General features: G+C 43.6%; 18 protein-coding genes and 1 other annotated feature. Of the genes, 5 read left to right on the top strand and 13 right to left on the bottom strand.

Annotated features, from left to right (window positions below; translation table 11 throughout):
* Positions 1 to 6: 6 nt before the first annotated feature.
* From FFR60_RS01785 to metE, 6 genes are all read right to left on the bottom strand, one after another.
* Complete coding sequence (locus FFR60_RS01785) at positions 7 to 726, bottom strand: alpha/beta family hydrolase (protein WP_137662742.1); 720 nt, start codon at positions 724 to 726, stop codon at positions 7 to 9.
* A 67-nt stretch (positions 727 to 793) separates the two neighbouring features.
* Complete coding sequence (locus tag FFR60_RS01780; RefSeq protein WP_137662741.1) at positions 794 to 1,696, bottom strand: LysR family transcriptional regulator; 903 nt, start codon at positions 1,694 to 1,696, stop codon at positions 794 to 796.
* A 14-nt stretch (positions 1,697 to 1,710) separates the two neighbouring features.
* Positions 1,711 to 2,808: a PLP-dependent transferase gene (locus tag FFR60_RS01775; RefSeq protein WP_137662740.1), complete on the bottom strand. Its 1,098-nt coding sequence runs from the start codon at positions 2,806 to 2,808 to the stop codon at positions 1,711 to 1,713.
* A 1-nt stretch (position 2,809) separates the two neighbouring features.
* Positions 2,810 to 4,009: a MalY/PatB family protein gene (locus tag FFR60_RS01770; protein ID WP_137662739.1), complete on the bottom strand. Its 1,200-nt coding sequence runs from the start codon at positions 4,007 to 4,009 to the stop codon at positions 2,810 to 2,812.
* Between the two features lie 45 nt (positions 4,010 to 4,054).
* Positions 4,055 to 4,278 (bottom strand) — a binding site (T-box leader).
* A gap of 57 nt (positions 4,279 to 4,335) precedes the next feature.
* Positions 4,336 to 5,193, bottom strand: a complete 858-nt coding sequence (gene metF, locus FFR60_RS01765; RefSeq protein ID WP_137662738.1) for a methylenetetrahydrofolate reductase [NAD(P)H] — start codon at positions 5,191 to 5,193, stop codon at positions 4,336 to 4,338.
* Positions 5,194 to 5,196: 3 nt separating this feature from the next.
* The gene (gene metE, locus FFR60_RS01760; RefSeq protein ID WP_137662737.1) at positions 5,197 to 7,440 is read right to left on the bottom strand and encodes a 5-methyltetrahydropteroyltriglutamate--homocysteine S-methyltransferase; all 2,244 of its coding nucleotides are present in this window, start codon (positions 7,438 to 7,440) and stop codon (positions 5,197 to 5,199) included.
* A 135-nt stretch (positions 7,441 to 7,575) separates the two neighbouring features.
* Here metE and FFR60_RS01755 point away from each other — a divergent pair, with 135 nt between their 5' ends.
* On the top strand, positions 7,576 to 8,499 hold the full coding sequence (locus FFR60_RS01755; RefSeq protein ID WP_137662736.1) for a LysR family transcriptional regulator: 924 nt from the start codon (positions 7,576 to 7,578) through the stop codon (positions 8,497 to 8,499).
* A 63-nt stretch (positions 8,500 to 8,562) separates the two neighbouring features.
* On the opposite strand, the gene FFR60_RS01750 is transcribed toward FFR60_RS01755, so the two are convergent.
* From FFR60_RS01750 to FFR60_RS01725, 7 genes are all read right to left on the bottom strand, one after another.
* On the bottom strand, positions 8,563 to 9,372 hold the full coding sequence (locus FFR60_RS01750; protein WP_137662735.1) for a metallophosphoesterase: 810 nt from the start codon (positions 9,370 to 9,372) through the stop codon (positions 8,563 to 8,565).
* 18 nt (positions 9,373 to 9,390) lie between these two features.
* On the bottom strand, positions 9,391 to 9,513 hold the full coding sequence (locus FFR60_RS23060) for a hypothetical protein (protein ID WP_283205000.1): 123 nt from the start codon (positions 9,511 to 9,513) through the stop codon (positions 9,391 to 9,393).
* A gap of 123 nt (positions 9,514 to 9,636) precedes the next feature.
* Positions 9,637 to 10,998: a HAMP domain-containing sensor histidine kinase gene (locus FFR60_RS01745; protein WP_137662734.1), complete on the bottom strand. Its 1,362-nt coding sequence runs from the start codon at positions 10,996 to 10,998 to the stop codon at positions 9,637 to 9,639.
* Entirely contained in the window at positions 10,979 to 11,632 is a 654-nt protein-coding gene (locus FFR60_RS01740; protein ID WP_249354927.1) for a response regulator transcription factor, read from the bottom strand. The genes FFR60_RS01745 and FFR60_RS01740 overlap by 20 nt, the downstream gene beginning before the upstream one ends.
* 163 nt (positions 11,633 to 11,795) lie before the next feature.
* Positions 11,796 to 12,029, bottom strand: a complete 234-nt coding sequence (locus FFR60_RS01735) for a putative Se/S carrier protein (RefSeq protein WP_137662733.1) — start codon at positions 12,027 to 12,029, stop codon at positions 11,796 to 11,798.
* Positions 12,030 to 12,050: 21 nt separating this feature from the next.
* Positions 12,051 to 13,115, bottom strand: a complete 1,065-nt coding sequence (gene yedE / locus FFR60_RS01730; protein ID WP_137662732.1) for a YedE family putative selenium transporter — start codon at positions 13,113 to 13,115, stop codon at positions 12,051 to 12,053.
* Between the two features lie 6 nt (positions 13,116 to 13,121).
* A complete protein-coding gene (locus tag FFR60_RS01725) occupies positions 13,122 to 14,264 on the bottom strand; it encodes an aminotransferase class V-fold PLP-dependent enzyme (RefSeq protein ID WP_137662731.1) in 1,143 nt (380 codons plus the stop codon).
* A 403-nt stretch (positions 14,265 to 14,667) separates the two neighbouring features.
* Here FFR60_RS01725 and FFR60_RS01720 point away from each other — a divergent pair, with 403 nt between their 5' ends.
* The 4 genes from FFR60_RS01720 to dapD all read left to right on the top strand — a co-directional run bounded on the left by FFR60_RS01720 (position 14,668) and on the right by dapD (position 17,994).
* Positions 14,668 to 15,303, top strand: coding sequence for a hypothetical protein (locus tag FFR60_RS01720; RefSeq protein WP_137662730.1), 636 nt, complete (start codon positions 14,668 to 14,670; stop codon positions 15,301 to 15,303).
* A 291-nt stretch (positions 15,304 to 15,594) separates the two neighbouring features.
* On the top strand, positions 15,595 to 16,485 hold the full coding sequence (gene dapA / locus FFR60_RS01715; RefSeq protein ID WP_088935048.1) for a 4-hydroxy-tetrahydrodipicolinate synthase: 891 nt from the start codon (positions 15,595 to 15,597) through the stop codon (positions 16,483 to 16,485).
* Positions 16,486 to 17,241 carry a 4-hydroxy-tetrahydrodipicolinate reductase gene (gene dapB, locus FFR60_RS01710; RefSeq protein WP_137662729.1) on the top strand — a complete coding sequence of 252 codons (756 nt, stop codon included), beginning with the start codon at positions 16,486 to 16,488 and terminating at the stop codon, positions 17,239 to 17,241. It begins immediately after the preceding gene.
* A 51-nt stretch (positions 17,242 to 17,292) separates the two neighbouring features.
* Positions 17,293 to 17,994: a 2,3,4,5-tetrahydropyridine-2,6-dicarboxylate N-acetyltransferase gene (gene dapD / locus FFR60_RS01705; protein WP_137662728.1), complete on the top strand. Its 702-nt coding sequence runs from the start codon at positions 17,293 to 17,295 to the stop codon at positions 17,992 to 17,994.
* Position 17,995: the final 1 nt, after the last annotated feature.

Here is a 17,995-nt window from a genome sequence, read left to right as displayed (position 1 = left end):
GCATATTTACTCGTTTGTTTTCTTCAACCAGCTCAGCAAGCGCTCTGCCACTTGCTGGTTTTGATCGTTGATCGTAGATTTCCCGTCGTCTTTTTGCGCACCGTAGGAACCGAAGCCGGCGTGGTTGCCGCCTGCTATTTCTTGATAATCGGTATTTTTAGGCAGCTCCTTTTTAGCTTTTTGGTAGGCGTCCTGATTTAGCACTTGGTCATTTTCGGCTGTCAGTGACAGTACCGGGATATTTTTATCCGCCAAGCTGCCTTTTTCGTCTGGATAACTGGCTAAGAAGAACACACCCTTTAGTTGCTTGGCGTGTTCTTGTGCGAAGCGGCTGGCCATCACACCGCCTAAAGAATGGCCTCCTATGATATAATCGCGATTCGACTGTTCAGAAAGAACTTTCTCACCGCGATTGGGTGCCAAAACCGCCAAATCCAGCGGCATTTTTAAGATATAGACCGGATAACCAGCCTTTGCGACTGTTTGCGCCCACGAGCTGTAGCTTTCTGGAGCAACCAGTGCCCCAGGATAGAAAATGATCATTGGCTTGGATTTATCCTCGGCAGGAAAATAAAGCCAATCACTGCTGCTCTCAGCTTTTTCAGCGATTTGCTCAGCTTTATTTGTAGGAGAATAGGTCTGCGTTTTTAAGTATGCCAGTCCGCCGCCAATCACGACGACTAGTCCGATAACCACAATCAGAAGGATTTTTTTCCATTTCTTCACTTCAATCGTTCCTTTCTTTCGTCGTTATCATACCATTTTCTACCTCGCAGCAAAAACATCTCATCCTCTATCCCTGTTCCTCCTGCAGCGTCTTCTTTAATTCCTGTAAAAAGAATTTTCCCATTTCTGTTTGCTTCCGCATTCGATTGGTGATGACCACCAAGGAATGCACATCGGCATCTTGCAAGGGGCGCAAGACGATCTGATCTTTGGTTAATCCTCTGATGATTCCCAGCCCAGAGGCATAAGCATCAGAGGCCGCCAATAAATTCATTAGCGTTCCTCGATCGTTAGTATAGTAATTCGCCCGTTCTTTGGATACGCCGATCGGGTCTTCGTTTAGATGGGCTGAGCCGTGGTCTTCTTGAATAAATCGAACCTGCGGATACGCGGACAGCTCCGCTTTCGTGATCATCCTTTTGGCGGCAAGCGGATGATGCGCACCTAAATAGATATGGGTAGAAAAATTTCCCAACACCTCAAAATTCAGGCTTTCTTGACTGAAATAGCGCTCCAGCATGCGTTTGCTTTGGGGATTGAGATAGATAATTCCTAGCTCGCTTTCAAAATCGCGAATACTTTCAAGAATTCTTTTCGTTGTTGTTTCATTCAAATAGAAATTTTGACAGACCGACTGAAATTTTTCTGTGACCTTCACGAAAGGCTCATAGAGAAAATCGTAATGCTGGGAACTGACCGTAAAGCTTTTCTTAGTCCCCAATAAAAAGTGCTGCTCCATTTCCTCCACCTGCGCCAAGATTCTTTTAGCATAAATCAAAAAATCACTGCCGGCTTCTGTCAGACAAGTCCCAGATTTTGATCGATGAAAAAGCTGAACATCCAGCTCACTCTCCAGCTCCTTGATGGAACTAGAAAGACTGGGCTGGGTCACGAACAACTCCTTGGCCGCCTGACTAAAGCTGCCGACCTTCGCAATGGTCTGAACATAGCGATACTGCTGTAAGTTCATTTGCCCCCTCCTTCTTAACGATCAAACGCACTGAAGCCTTGGACTAAGTCGTTTAACAAGTCTTGACTATCCTCTATGCCGACTGAAAGACGCAGAAGGTTCGTGGTCAGCCCGTAGGATTCGCGAACCTCTTCTGGAATATCCGCATGGGTTTGCGTGGTTGGATAGGTGATCAATGTCTCCACCCCGCCCAAGCTTTCCGCAAAGGTGATCAGCTTCAAACGTGCCAAAAACGCGTCGATTTTACTAGCATCTTTAACATAAAAGCTGATCATTCCGCCAATGCCGGGATAAAGCACCTTTTCGATCTGCGGATAGGATTTTAAGGCTTTAGCGATTCCCTGCGCATTGCGTTCCTGTTGTTCAAAGCGAATTTTCAAAGTTTTTAAACTGCGAATAAACAACCAGCTGTCAAAGCTTGATAAGGTTGGTCCAGTGGTATTGCTTAACCACGCCAAACGTTCACCTACCTCAGGCTCCTTCGCCACCACGACCCCTGCCAATAAATCATTGTGTCCGCTTAAAAATTTCGTTCCCGAGTGAACTACGATATCCGCCCCTTCTTTGATAGGCTGCTGCCTTAACGGCGTGGAAAACGTATTGTCCACGATCAAACAGGCCTGATATTTGTGGGCAAGCTTAGCCGTATCCGCGATGGAAACTTCCTGCATCAGCGGATTGGTCGGTGTTTCTAGGAAGATTGCGTCGATGGTTTCGGTCAATTGCTCTTTCAAACTCGTAAAGTCATCAAAATAATGAAAGACAGAATCGTTTTGACGTTCCAATTCTTTGAAATAACGATAGCTGCCGCCATAAAGATCGCGGGAAACTAAAAATTCACTTTGCGCCGGAAAGTAATTGAACACTAATTGGATCGCGCTCATCCCTGAGCTGGTGACGATTCCCTGACTTCCCCCTTCTAATTTGGCTAAAGCTTCCTCTAAAATCGTTCTTGTCGGATTTTTCGTTCGCGTATAATCATAGCCGGTACTCTCGCCCAGACCCGGATGAGAAAATGTCGTCGATAAATAAATCGGCGCCGACACTGCTCCTGCTTGCTTGTCTTGATGATTGCCGATTTGTGCCAGTTCTGTCGCTGTGTGATAGCCCATGTTAATTTCCCCCTTTAAGCTTATGATCGAGCGTCAATAAATGATTGACCGCTGTCTCGATATTTTCTGTACTTGTTGCCAAATTAATTCGAATAAAGCCCTTTGTCTCGGGCGAAAACCACTCCCCATAGTCGATCGCCAAGCCTGCTTGGTCTTGAATAAAAAATTTCATATCTAAGCTTGGCAGCCACTCTCTTAGATCCAACCAAGCTAAATAGGTTCCTTGAAGCTCGCTGATTTTGATTTTAGGGATTTGCGTGGTTAATTGTTGCTTCAACAGTTGATAATTTCCCTCTACAACCGTTAGCAGTCCTTCCAGCCATTCATCGCCTGTTGCGTAAGCCGCCTGCGCCGCAATTTGACCCAGCACACTAATTCCTGTTTGACGATGAAGCTCTTGCCATGCTTGATAGGTTTTCCGTAGATTTTCAGCCGGCAGCCAAATATGCGCGTTAAGCAATGAGGCCAAATTAAACGTTTTTGACGGCGCGTTGCATACGATCAAATGGTCCAAGAAGTCCAATTCCGCGGCGATCGTTAAAGCCGAGCAAAAAGTATGCCCCGGCAAAATCAAATCCGAATGAATCTCGTCTGAAATAACCAGCACATCATATTTCTGACACAAGGAGAGCAGTTTCCTCAGCTCTGCTTTTTCCCAGACCCGCCCAACCGGATTATGAGGCGAGCAAAGAATAAAGAGCTTGATCGTGTTTTCCTTCAATTGTTTTTCAAAATGTTCAAAATCGATCCGATATCCCGCTTCGGTTTCAATCAGCTCTGAGGTTACTAAGCGCCGCTTCTGATTTTTCACAACATCAAAAAACGGATAATAAACCGGCGGCTGAATCAAAATCTGATCCCCTTCAGCAGTAAAACAAGCGATCAGATCATAGATGCCCTGCACTACACCAGAGGTAAAGTGCAGCCACTCTGCTTGAAATAAAGTCTGCTCATGGCGGCTTTGCCAACCTTGATAGGCTGAAAAATAGTCCGTCGGCGTGAAGGAATAGCCAAACACACCGTGATCAATTCTCTCAGTCAGTGCGGCCTGAACAGATTCAGGCACTGAAAAATCCATATCCGCTACCCAAAGCGGCAATAAATCTGCTGCACCATAACGCTCCTCCAAGGCATCCCACTTTAAAGAATCGGTTCCTTTTCTTTTTCGATAATACGTTTGAATAAATTCTGCTGCTTCCATCTGCTCACTCCTTTTCCAAATAAAAAACGCCCCTTTGTCAATTGACAAAGGGACGGATCAGACCGTGTTACCACCCAAATTCGTATTATAAAAATACCTCGACAGTTCCAAATGAAACTCGGTGAAGTAACGGTCACTGCCGTCTAACAAGCGTTAACCCGTTAGAAAACTCAGAGCTCATCTTCATTGAGTTTGCCATGTCCTCTTTCTCACCAGCCGAGGTCTCTGTATCAAGCAGCGTCAATTACTCTTCTCTTCAACGTTCTATTATTGAAATTTATCTAATTATAATCGTTTTGCCATCAATGTCAAATGATAAGTGGAAATTACCCCGCCTTAATATCGCCATGCAGCACATTTTTAGTATTGTGGTAAATATGTTTTGCCACCTCGGCATTGTTCATCGTGTAAAGATGAATGCCGGAAACATCCTGCGTCGTCAGATCCACGATTTGATCAATGGCATAAGCCAAGCCCGCTTCTCTAAGCGCGATCGGGTCATGTTCATATTTTTCTAAAATGGCTAAAAATTTTCGCGGCAGCTTGGTATTCGTCGTTTTAATCAAGCGTAACGCCTGATTTCGATTAACGATCGGCATAATCCCAGCCAAGATCGGTACCTTGATATCCGCCAAGTAGCAGGACTCTTGGAAGTGATAAAATAATTCGTTGTCAAAAAACAACTGGGTAATCAGCTGTTCGCAGCCGACCGAAACCTTATGTTTCAGATTTTTTATATCCTCCAGCCGGTTCTGAGATTCCGGATGTGTTTCAGGATAGCAGGCGCCGCTGATATGAAAATGCGGTGCTTCTTTTTTAACGTAATCAATCAGATCACTAGCATAGGTAAAATCCTGTTTAGGCGGCAAGTCAGGAAGAATATCTCCCCGCAAAGCTAAGATCTGATTGATCCCAATCTGGTCTAACTGCGTCACAAGTTCGGCCAACTGCGTTTGGCTCAAATAAGCCGCCGGCAAGTGAGCGATCGTGGGAACGTTGAGCTCTTGATGGATATAATTAGCAACCTTCAGTGTCGTTTCTTCGATCGTCTGGCGATTATTGCTGCAGGTGACACTGATAAAATCAGGCTGCAGCAACTGCAATTCCTTCAAGGTTTTGAAAAGTTTCTCCGAACCAATTTGCGTATTAGGCGGGAAAACTTCAAAGGATAGTGTACTGGACATAGGCTACAATTCCTCTCTGACTTGCTTCACCGCTTCTGTCATATTGGTCAAGCTTGCAGTCGTTTCAGGGATGCCGCGTGTTTTTAAACCGCAATCCGGATTGATCCAAACCTTTTCTAAAGGAACCTTCGCCAAAATCTTACTGATCGTCTGCTTGATTTCAGCTACTGAAGGCACCCGCGGCGAGTGAATGTCGTAAACACCAGGACCGACAGCGGTTCGGAAATTCTGCTGCTTCAGTTCATCTAAGATCGCTAGATTCGAACGAGATGCTTCAAAAGAGATCACATCCGCATCCATTTGATCGATCGCCGGAATAATATCCGTGAACTCGCTATAGCACATATGGGTATGGATTTGGGTCGTCGCCTGCACTTTGCTATGGACTAAGCGGAATGCGGGAATGGACCAATCCAAATATTCTGTGTACCAATCGGTTTTTCTTAATGGCAGTTTTTCTCGTAAAGCCGCTTCATCGATTTGAATCACCCGAATCCCGTTCTTCTCCAAATCCAGCACTTCTTCTTGGATCGCTAAAGCAATTTGCAAAGTAGAATCCTTCAAGCTGATATCTTCTCGCGGAAATGACCAATTCAAAATCGTTACTGGTCCCGTCAGCATGCCCTTGACGATTTTGTCCGTTTGCTTTTGAGCATAGGTCGACCATTTTACGGTGATTGGTTTTTCGCGAGCCACATCGCCCCAAATAATCGGCGGCTTCACTCCTCTGGTTCCATACGATTGCACCCAGCCATTTTTGCTAAACAGGTAGCCGGATAAATTTTGCCCGAAGTATTCCACCATGTCATTTCGTTCGAACTCACCATGGACCAACACGTCTAAGCCGATTTTCTCCTGCCATTCCAGCCATTCATTGATCTGCTGGGCGATAAATTGATCGTAAGCTTCTTCATTGATTTCTTGTCGTTTGAATTTTGCCCGCGTTAGCTTGACCTCTCTAGTCTGCGGAAATGAGCCGATCGTCGTCGTTGGCAATACTGGATAATCAAATGCGGCGTTTTGGATAGTTTCTCTTTGCTCAAAAGCAGGCTTGCGAAGATAATCCTTTTCCGTTAGAGCCTTGATCTTTGCTTGAACTGCTTGATTTTCAGTGAAGCGGCTTCCGGCAAATAATGCTTGATTCGTCTTTAAGGCTTCATCAGAGCCAGCTAAACTATTCGCCAGATCCACAAGCTCTGCTAATTTTTCCTTCGCAAAGGCAAAATGCTGGTTGATCTCAGCAGAAAAAGTTTCATTCTCCGTCGTAAAGGGTACATGCAAAAGCGAGCATGAAGTAGTTAATACCAGCTGGTCATGGTTGATTTGTTTAAGAACGTCAAGCGTTTGCTGGTAATTATTGCGCCAGATATTTTTCCCATTCACTACTCCGGCAAACAGCACTTTGTCTCGAGGAAAGCCCCGTTTGACTAATCCCAGCGTTTTTCGCCCTTCAACAAAGTCTAAACCAATACCAGCAAACGGCAATGACACAACTGTGTCATAGGCATCGCGAATATCGCCAAAATAGCTTTGCAGCAGGACTTTTATCTTTTGATCCGCTAACAGTTCTTGATAAATCCCGTGAAATTCTGCCAGCTCTTCTTTCGTTACATCCTTCACTAAGCTAGGTTCGTCTAATTGAATCCACTCGGCCCCTAAGTCTGCCAGCTTTTCAAAAATTTCTTTATACGCCTTAATCAACTCGCCGATAATTTTTTCGCGGTCAACTCCTCGATCAAACTCGCTGAGCTGCAGCAAAGTGAATGGGCCAACAATTACTGGACGAGTCTCTATTCCTAATGCCTTTGCCTCATGATATTCCCTAAAAATCTTATCGCCGCTGACAAAAATCTTTGTCTCTTTTTCAAATTTTGGTACGATGTAGTGATAATTCGTGTTGAACCATTTTTTCATCGGCCGAGCCTTGATGTCGCCTTTTTCTCCTTGATAGCCCCGCGCCAACGCAAAATACTTTTCACTTTCTGTTAAATTTAGCGCCGTCACTTCCTGTGGCGCGATGTTCAATAGGCAGGCTGTATCTAATGTCGTGTCATAAAAAGAAAAATCATTGCTGGGAATCCCGTCTATCCCGCTCTTTTTGATCAGCTGCCAATGCTTCTGCCGTAAATCCTTCGCAAAAGCCTCCAGCTCGTCAATCGCCAGCTCCCCTCTAAAATATTTTTCAGTCGCAAATTTTAATTCTCTATTTTCGCCAATTCTAGGAAATCCAATAATCGCTGTCTTCATACATTTTCCTCCTCCAGTTGTGTTATGGAACACAATAGCACGCTTTTTTTTCCTTGAATAACTGAAAAAAGTAATAACTAGTTATAGCCAATAACTATAACCTCCGTTATACTCTTTAAAAAAAGAGGTGAAGCCATGCGCTTGCAGCAACTAGTTTATTTTGAAAAAATCATCGAAAAAGGCTCGATCAATGAAGCAGCCAAAGCCTTGTTTCTGACTCAGCCGAGTTTATCCAATGCCTTAAAAGATCTCGAGGAGGAGATGAATGTGCAATTGCTTGTGCGAAATAAGCAAGGCATCATTCCCACCTCTGAAGGTCGTGAATTTCTGATTTATTGCCGCCAAATTTTAGATCAAGTCAATCTGCTGGAGGAAAAATTCAAAAACGAACCTCTGCGGAAACAAAATTTTTCGGTATCGGCCCAGCATTATGCCTTCGTAGTCCATGCTTTCGTCGAATTGTTGCACACGGTGCATGCCGATGAGTACAATTTCACATTGCGGGAAACAGAAACGGAGAATATTTTTGATGACTTAGCCAGCTTTAAGAGTGAGCTGGGGATACTGTACTTAAATTCTTTCAATCGTCAGGTGATGACCAAGCTGTTCAAGGAAAAAGGTTTGGTGTTCACTCCGCTGTTTGATGCCAAGCCCCATGTTTTCGTCAGCCGCAGCAATCCCTTAGTGGCGAAGAAATCATTAAAGCTGACCGATCTTGAGGATTATCCTTATTTATCCTACGAGCAAGGGGAAACAAATTCCTTTTATTTTTCCGAGGAAATTCTCAGCACTTGGGATCGCAAAAAGAACATTAAAGTCAGCGACCGCGCGACGATCTTCAATCTCATGGTCGGACTAAACGGCTATACCATCAGCTCCGGCATCATCAGCAGTGAATTGAACGACGATAAAATCGTCGCAATCCCGTTAGAATACGACGACGTGATCACCTTAGGCTGGATCAAACAGCAGCAGCTAGAGCTCAGTCCTTTGGCGCAAACCTATTTAGAATTGCTGAAGGAGCATATTCGCGGATATGGCTTTGAAATTATTGAGTAATCAAAAAAAATGCAGCTCACCTTCTCTTTTTGAGAATCAAGCTGCATTTTTTGGTTATTGCTGTTAAAAGTGTAATTGAAAAACGGAAATTTCCGGCGGTACTCCCATTCGAGCATGGATCGCTGTCGTGCCTAAGCCTGTATTCACGTTTAATTTCGTGTGATCGCTAAGTTCGTACATTCCGCGAATGTATTTTTCGGCGAGAACGTTTTTTACTTGATAAAATGGCAGACGCACCTGACCGCCATGGCTGTGACCGGCTAATACTAATTGCGTATTGGTTCCGATAAAGCCATCGGCTACATCCGGTTCGTGAGTAAGTAAAACGGAGTAATCGTATCTTTGGCGATAACTCAAGGTTTCTTCGATGGAAGGCGCACCTAACAGAGAATCATCTAGACCGCCGATAAAAACTTTTTTCCCATTGGCTAACGAAATCGTTTCACCTGCGTTTTTCAACACTTCAAAATTTGCCGCATTCATGACTCGTTCATAAATTCTCGCGGCTCCCCCGCCATAATCATGATTGCCCCAAACGGCATATTTCCCAATCGTCGCCTTCATTTGGCTAAGCTTATCTATAATTTCCTGTTCGTGATTGTATTGTGCGTAATTATCAAACAAATCTCCGGTAAACACGATCACATCCGGCTTTTCTTTATTGGCTTTGCGAATCACCTTATCTAAGCGTTTTGTGGCAAAGTTTTCGGAGACTTGAATATCGGAAAGCTGAAGCACCTTTAATTCCTTCGGTAGGGAGGTGTCGCCTAGCTGAAAGCGGTGAACCACCACCAAGTTTGGTTCGATTTTGAATGCATAGACAGGAATAAACAGCAGCACGCACAGTATTCCTAATAAAAATTTTTTTAACATAATTTCTTCCCTCTTTATCTATTTTAATGTGAGCCAATTTTTTATTTGATGGATCGTTATTACCGCCAGTATTCCTCCTGAAATGAACAAAGCGGCTGTCAAGAATCCGATAATCACTTTTCTTTTCGTTTGATTCGTCATATATTCTCCTCCTTGCAGAAAAAGAATATAAAACAATTATGCAAAACCTGTGCAAAAAAAAATCGAACAAACACCGGACTATCACTTTCGATAATCTGTGCTCATTCGACTATAAATCTTCTTTTAGTCCTCAATTGGCAGAACAACGGTTGCAATAAAGCAATGATCGCCCTGTTGCAGCGCTAATTCTCCTCCCAGTAGTTTTAGGGTTTGTTCCACAATTGAAAGCCCCAGCCCAGTGCCTGACAAATGATTGTTACGCGATTCCTCACCGACAACGAAGGGTTCTGCCAACTGTGAAAATTGCTTGTGAGACATTTCCGCGGCTTTATTCACAAATATTAACTGATACTGTTCCCCCTGCTTTTTACCAATGATCCGCATTTGCTTATCCAAGCTGTACTTCATGCCATTTGTCAATAAATTCGACAACACCATCCGCATCAATTGTTCATTGGTCTCAAGCTGGCAATCCTCCACCTCAAGCTCGCTGGTAAACTTTTGATCGATCAATTGTTGCTGCACCAGTTCTTTTTCGATTAAAGGCTTGATCGCTATTTCTTCAAATTGAATCGTTTCCTTCATCTGCTGACTATAGGCCAAAAGGTTGACCACCAATTCATTCATATTGACTAGCTGCTGATCGAGATCTGCCAAAAATGTCGGATTTTCTAATCCCAGCTTTTCACCGTCAACTAATAGCTGCATCACGGATAAAGGTGTTTTTAATTCATGCGCCAAATTAGACGAAAATGCCTTCAACTGATCGTTGCGTTCCAGCATTTCCATTTCATGCTGCGAAAGCGAGCGTTTCATCTGATTAATTGATTGACTCAAATTGCCTAGTTCATTTTCTTCCTGAACATCGGAAGCGGCAAAATTCAATTTAGAAATAGTTCGGGTCGTCTGTTCCAAACGGCGGATCGGTTCGATAATCTGCTTTCTTACCAAAAGGACGATCAAACCAAACAGCAATCCCAAAAAGAGAATCGTGGCCGCAATTACTATCGGAAAGAGCGTTTGGATCGCGGCTTGAAAATCGGGAATACTGGTCCCGATTAAATAAAACATCTGCCCTTGCGTAAAGAAGATCGTATAAAAATCATTGCGCTGACGATTCTGGCTATACAGCCGTTGGACCGATCGCCCTTTTTTTACCGCCTCGGTAGTAGTTTGATCGATCCAAAATCGATTAAGCGCGATCCCCTCTTGATTCAAGCGAAAAGTAATATCACTGGTCAGCTCTTCTTCCGAGACAGAAGTCTGGTTATCCACCGCTACCACGACAAGATCATCAGGTATCTTATCCGCTTGTCCTGTTTGGATCAGCTTTTGAGCTTCTTTGACCGGCTGCTCCATTTTCCAATAATAATAAGTCGGAAAGCCCCAGCGATAAAAGAGCGTAATAAACAAAAAGAGCAGAATAAAAATAAGGGCGACGCGTTGAATAAATGCCCGTGTCAAATTACTTTTTTGAAAGTTCAAGCCGATACCCTATCCCATAAACAGTTTGAATAAATTCTTTGCCTATTTTTTCACGCAAAATACGAATAAAACTGTCGATGGTCCTTTCATCGTTCTCGTGATCTAAGCCCCAAACAGCCAACAGAATCTGCTCGCGCGTCAAAGGCAATCCCTGATTCTGATACAGATAATACAGCATATCATACTCCCGATTAGTTAAACTCAGCTGCACTCCATCTAACAGGACACGTTTTTCATTCGGGATAAAGACGAGCGGCTGATTCATATCCTGATGGATCACGCCCAATAATTTTGCGACCCGTGTTAAAAGGACCTGCGCATGAAACGGCTTCGCCAAATAATCATCGACACCAGTCAGCAATGCCTGCACCTCATCTTCCGGCAGATTCTTGGCCGTCAGCATTAAAATTTTGATATTGCGCTCACGCTTCATGCTCTTTGCCACATCTATGCCGTTCATTTTTGGCATCATCCAATCCAAAATAACCAAATCAAAGCTCTCTTCATAAAATTTTTCCAACGCTGTTTCGCCATCGCTGGCTTCCACCACTGTATAGCCGGCTTTTTCAAAAAACTTTCTCAATAATTCGCGCATCTTATCTTCGTCTTCGCATAACAAAATCTTCAATGTCAATCAACCCCTCATTCCTGCTTGTGAGTAATCACTATCAGATGTAACGATAGCTCTATGGTCTTCCCGTTTCAATCTTTTCGAAAGCAAGTCATCGTAATCTTATGAATTACCTAAAAAATAAAAAAAGTGATCCTGCTCAATTAAGAGCGGATCACTTTGATGACTAAAGTTCGATTTTTATGACTTCACAGGAAAGATCGGCTGAGTGCTGCTGAATCAAGTCTTGAATCGGTTCCTCAAGACTCACCTCCGAACGCCACGAGATGCCGCAGCCTGCTGATAATTTACGAGGGATCGGCATCAATCGTCCCTCGATCTTAGTTTGCTTGCACAAGCTTGAAAATTGCAGCGCATCATATTCCGTTTCGAAAGTCACGACTAGCCATTCCTTTGACACTACAAATCTCTCCTTACCTCACTATTTTGCGGAAGCTTCCATTTTCTTGCCTAAATTTGTAAAGGCAATAATAAAAAGTAAAACGATTGATAAAATGATCGCGATCCGTCCAAAATCAGTCGTTCCCTCCGCAGAAGAAGCCAGACCGAAATTATGGGCAAAAGCTGCACCGACAAGCATCCCAATCACCGTGACACCGGCATCCGAAGACCCTTGACCAGTTAAAATCAACTGTCTCAACGGACAACCGCTCAGCAGCACACCAGCAAAACCAACCACATACAAGCCTAAAATGTTCCATAGATGTTCTGTATGAGCGATCGGCTGATTCGCAAAGCTCAAATTAAAATTCCCCGTTGCCACATTATAAATCAAAACCACCACAAACAGTGTCAGTACACCAGTGATTCTATTAAAGTTCTTCATCAAAAAGACATCGCGGATACTTCCAGAAAAACAAATCGCTGACAGCTGTGCCAAACCGCCAAAAACCAACCCGCCGATCAATGAAATCATAACAGGTGCATGAAAGCTTCCTGGACCTTCTTTACTCATCGCAAAGAGTGACGGAACAATTAAAAATAATACGAACAATGCTAAGAAGAAGCCTGGTACCATAAAGCCGCTAGATGTTTTTGTATCCTGTGGTTTGCCTAACGTATAGCCCTTTTTCAAAAACAGACTTCCGGTAAATACACCGCCAACAAAACCAATTAAGCCCACATAAGCATTCAAATCGCCGCCGCTCATTCGCAGAACCATGCGTAGCGGACAGCCGAGAAATACCAATGCACCAATCATCATCATAAAGCCTAGTAAAAACCGCGTTCCAGTAGAAGAACCGCTTCTGGCTTTGAATTCTTTTCGCGGAATCGCCATCAGCATCGCACCAAAGATGATCCCGATTATTTCAGGTCTTAAATATTGAACAGGCAGTGCTCCGTGAAGCTTCGCAGAGCCTGCGATATCTCGAATAAAACAAGCCACACAAATCGCCATATTTGCCGGATTACCAAAATAAGCAAGCATAATCGCAATGAGTCCAAATCCCAATCCTGTCGTCAAATACATTTTCTTATTTGCCATTGATTATTACCCCTTTTGACTAATTTTTTGTAAAGCCTTGATTGCTTCCCAAATTTCAAACTCAGTCGTAAAGGAGGAAAAACTAAACCGAACAACTCCTTGTTCTTTTGTTCCTAATGCCTCATGCATCAGCGGTGCACAATGACCGCCAGAGCGAGTGGCGATCCCATATTCATAAGATAATAAATCACTAATCTCCGCCGAGTCTCTTTGACCAAGATTCAGCGACACGATCGGACAACGCTCTTTTACGGAAAAGTCGCCGTAAACGATCACATCAGCAATCGTTAAAACTTCTTGATAAAAAAGTTGTGTTAGCTGCCGCGTTTTTTGATTCAACTTTTCAAGCGTTTCGTCAAGCAAATAATCAACGCCAGCTCCTAAACCAGCAATCCCATGACCATTTAAAGTCCCAGCTTCCAAAGCTGTGGGCATCATGGCTGGATGCTCAGGATTGAAGGTATCAATACCGCTCCCGCCGACTTTTAAAGGGCGCAACGAAATTCCCGGGCGCACGTAAAGTCCGCCGGTTCCCTGTGGTCCATAGAGACTTTTATGTCCCGTAAAGCACAAAAGATCAATTTTTAACGCTTGAACATCGATCGGCAGAACCCCGGCAGATTGCGAAGCATCGACAATTAAATAGATACCATGCTTTTGACAGATGTCACTAACTTTTTTCAAATCGACTACATTGCCGGTTACGTTAGAAGCATGCGTCACGATAATTGCTTTGGTATTCTCTTGTATCGCCAGTTCAATGGCAGCATAATCCAGCGTCCCTTTTTTGTCTGCCGGAATAATCGTTACCTCGAGCCCTTTTTCCTTTTGCAGCCGGTATAACGGACGCAAAACAGAGTTATGCTCCAATGCAGTTGTGATCACATGATCCGATCCAGTAAGTAATCCTTCAATCGCCAAGTTCAAACTCTCAGTCGCACCTGAAGTAAAAACGATTTGCCGCGCCTGCTCGCCATTAAACAGCTGGCATAAGGATTGGCGCGCTTGAAAAATCACCTCAGACGACTTCAACGAATCCTCATGAACCCCTCGACCAGAATTTCCTAATTGAGTTAATGCCGTTGTCACTGCCTGAATCACAGCCTCCGGTTTTTTTAATGTTGTTGCGGAGTTGTCTAAATAAATCATTGTTCATTTCTCCTCTTGTTGTAAACAGTTCCCAATTAGCATGGGAACGACTAGTTTGAGCAGGAAACATAAAGTGCTTCTTAGAAACTTCTAAGTAGAGACTTTCTCACAGTCAAGTAAAAGCAGTTATAGACTTCTGCATCGTTCCCACCCCCAAACATTTTTAACACAAAAGAGAAACATCGTTCAACGAATCACAATATAAGTGTAGCGGATAGTCCCTGCTAAAGTAAAGGTGAAATACGTTATTTCTCTATATTGGTATAGGCGTTGAATAATTACATTTTAACTATTTTTCTCTATTAGCCGGAGAACAGCCTCTTCCTCTGCTGTTTTTCATTTTTCTAGTGAACTTTCTATTGCTAATTGATAAACTTAATAAAAAAGCAGTGGAGGTATGATTTTGGAAAAGGGAAAAAAGATTTCACCGATCGATTTTCTATGGTTGGCACTTTATGCTTTTGCGGGGTTTAGTTTGGAATTGATTCTTGGTATGGTAACCAACGGCTTGAGTTTGACGATGAATGCGATTTTGACCGCTCTTTTATGGTTGGGCGTTTCGCTCTTTTTAGTTCATTATGCAAAGAAGCGGTTCGATTTTGATGTCTTTAGTGTGATCCAGCCCCTTGATAAGAATAGGCTGCTGCTGATCATCGGTCTGGTAGTTACAGTGATCATTGTCACTTCGCTTGGTTTCGGCGGCTTCAAACCCCTTGTTGAATTTAATGGGGAGTTAGAGAAAAGCCTGAGTGCGTTTGTTTTTCGGACGCTGTATTATTTAGCAGAATGCAGCTTGATCGTATTGGTGATCGCCTTTGGACAGAAATTTTTCGAAGCGCAGTTTGGCTTATCGGACCGTTTTCCTAGCGGTGGATTATTACTGGCTATCACATGGGGACTGATTCATTTTCTGTTGCAGGGATTCACCGGTGGATTGTACACGATCTTTTTCGCCTTCGTAGCTGGGCTCATCTTTCTTCTTTGTCAAAAGGATCTGCGCTGGACGTATCTTTTTGTGGCAATTGCATTTATTCTTTAATATAAATAGAAGAAAAGTTTTTTAGCTTAGCTGTTTATTCATAGGTACGCTGGTCTTCTACCTACTTTTTTGTTCTAAGATCAGGACCTTTTATCTGGTGATTGCTAGTGTAGATTTATGGCTGATGGATCGGTTAAAGCTGCAGGGGCATGAATGTCTCTGCTTTTTTGTGGTCTGTTGATTAAAATTTTCATGAGATTTTCGTTGGCATACGTTAATAATTGGGATATAATTCTACTATTAAGGACCTTTTATAAAGGCTTTGAAAAAAAGAAGAAGGAGTTGTTTCTCTTGAGAATATTTGAAGGATCAGGTGTTGCATTAGTTACCCCAATGAAAGCCGATGGTGCCGTTGATTATAAGAAGTTAGAGGAATTAGTCGAATGGCAAATCAGCGAGGGCACCGATGCGATCATCGCTTGCGGAACTACTGGTGAGGCCTCTACCCTAGCCAATGACGAACATATCGCTGTGATTGAAACGGTCGTCAAAAAGGTCAACGGACGCATCCCAGTTATCGCAGGAACTGGTGTAAATGATACGCAGCACGCCATCGAATTGTCTACCGGTGCGGAAAAAGTCGGTGCCGATGCCTTATTGATCGTGACTCCTTACTATAATAAAGCATCAGACGAAGGGCTATTCTTACATTATCAAAAAATCGCACAAAGCGTGAAACTGCCGATTATCTTATACTCTGTCGCTTCACGTACAAATATGAATATCGCACCGCAAATGGTTAAACGCTTAGCAGAGATTCCGAATGTGGTAGCCATCAAAGAAGCCAGCGGAAATATTTCCCAGATTGCTGAGATCGCACGCATCATGCCTGATGATTTCACGATTTATTCCGGCAATGACGATCAAGTTCTGCCAATCATGGCGCTTGGCGGCAAAGGTTCGATCTCAACAATTGCCAACATCGCACCACGCCAAACACATGAACTGACTCAAGCCTTATTAGACGGTGATTTCCCGTTGGCTAAAACACTGCAATTGGCACAGCTGCCTTTGATCCATGCGATCTTCTGCGAAGTGAATCCAATTCCAGTTAAAACAGGCGTCGGCCTATTAGGCAAAATCGAACCGAACTTCCGCCTTCCTCTTTCAGCGGCTAAAGCAGAAACAGTTGAAGGCTTGAAAAAGGAAATGGCAGCATACGGTCTGGAGGTCGCTAACTAAATGATCGATATTATTTTAAGCGGCGCCAATGGTCGAATGGGCCAAGTCCTGCAGACAATGATTGCGCAACAGCCTGAAATGCAAGTCGTTGCGGGAATCGATCGGGAAGATTTTGAAGCGGACTTCCCTGCTTATCAATCCATTGCTGATTGTCAGGTCGCGGCGGATGTCATCATTGATTTTTCTCACTATTCCGCAGTGCCGGCGGTATTGGATTATGCCGCGGCCAAAAAAATACCAGTGGTTGTAGCTACGACTGGTTTGACGGATGAAATCAAGGCGCAAATCGCAAAAACTGCGGAACAAACAGCCGTTTTCTTCTCAGCGAATATGTCCTTAGGAATCAATTTATTAGCCAAAGCGATTCGTGAGATCACCCCTGTTTTAGAGGATGAATTCAATATCGAAATCGTAGAAAAACACCACAATCAGAAAAAGGATTCTCCTAGCGGCACGGCGCTTTTACTGGCCGATGCAGTCAACGACGCGGTGGAAGAAAAGAAAACCTACATTTATGGCCGGCATGGCAATGATTTAGAAAATCCTTTATCGGAGTTGGGCATTCACGCTGTTCGCGGCGGAACGATTCCGGGAGAACATACAGTGATCTATGCAGGTCCTGACGAGGTGATTGAGTTGAATCATCTGGCTTTATCGCGTAATATTTTTGCTAGCGGCGCAGTAAAAGCAGCAAAATACGTCAGTGATAAGACCACCGGCTTGTATGACATGGAGAAATTAATCGACGAAAGTTGATTTTCCCTTGAGCTAAAAAGAATTACATTGACACAAGAAATGAGGAATTTGATGACTTTAACCGATCCCTATGAAATTGCAAAATATATCAAAAACGCCGAAAAAATGACGCCTGTTAAGGCCTATGTTCAAGGTGACTTAACCGGTATCGCAAAAGAAAAGGTTCAATTTTTCGGACAAGAAAAGACCTGGATCTTGATTGGTGAAAGTCAGGCCGTACAAGAAGTTTTGAATGAACAGCAAGCAAAAATCATTGAAGTGCATGTTGAAAATGACCGCAGAAATTCAGCGATCCCGATGCTGGATATCTCAAGCGTCAATGCCCGGATCGAACCAGGTGCGTTGATCCGCGATCGTGTAGAAATTGGTGATAAAGCGGTCATCATGATGGGAGCGGTCATTAATATTGGCGCTTCAATCGGTGAAAGCACCATGATCGACATGGGTGCTATCTTAGGCGCACGTGCAACTGTTGGAAAACATGCTCATATTGGTGCAGGAGCTGTGTTGGCCGGTGTACTTGAACCGCCTAGTGCCTCACCAGTTGTGGTGGAGGATAATGTTTTAGTTGGTGCCAATGCCGTTATTTTAGAAGGTGTCCATATCGGAAAAGATGCCGTCGTTGCAGCTGGCGCTGTCGTTACTAAAGATGTCCCTGCCGGAGCAGTCGTTGCTGGAACTCCTGCGAAGATCATCAAAATGAAAGATGAAATCGATCCAGGAAAAACCGAATTTTTAGATGATTTGAGATAAA

Origin of the sequence: Enterococcus hulanensis (assembly GCF_005405485.1) — a bacterium.
GTDB lineage: Bacteria > Bacillota > Bacilli > Lactobacillales > Enterococcaceae > Enterococcus_A > Enterococcus_A hulanensis.
Note: the sequence above shows the minus strand (reverse complement) of the source record. Positions and strands in the feature narration are given on the sequence as shown.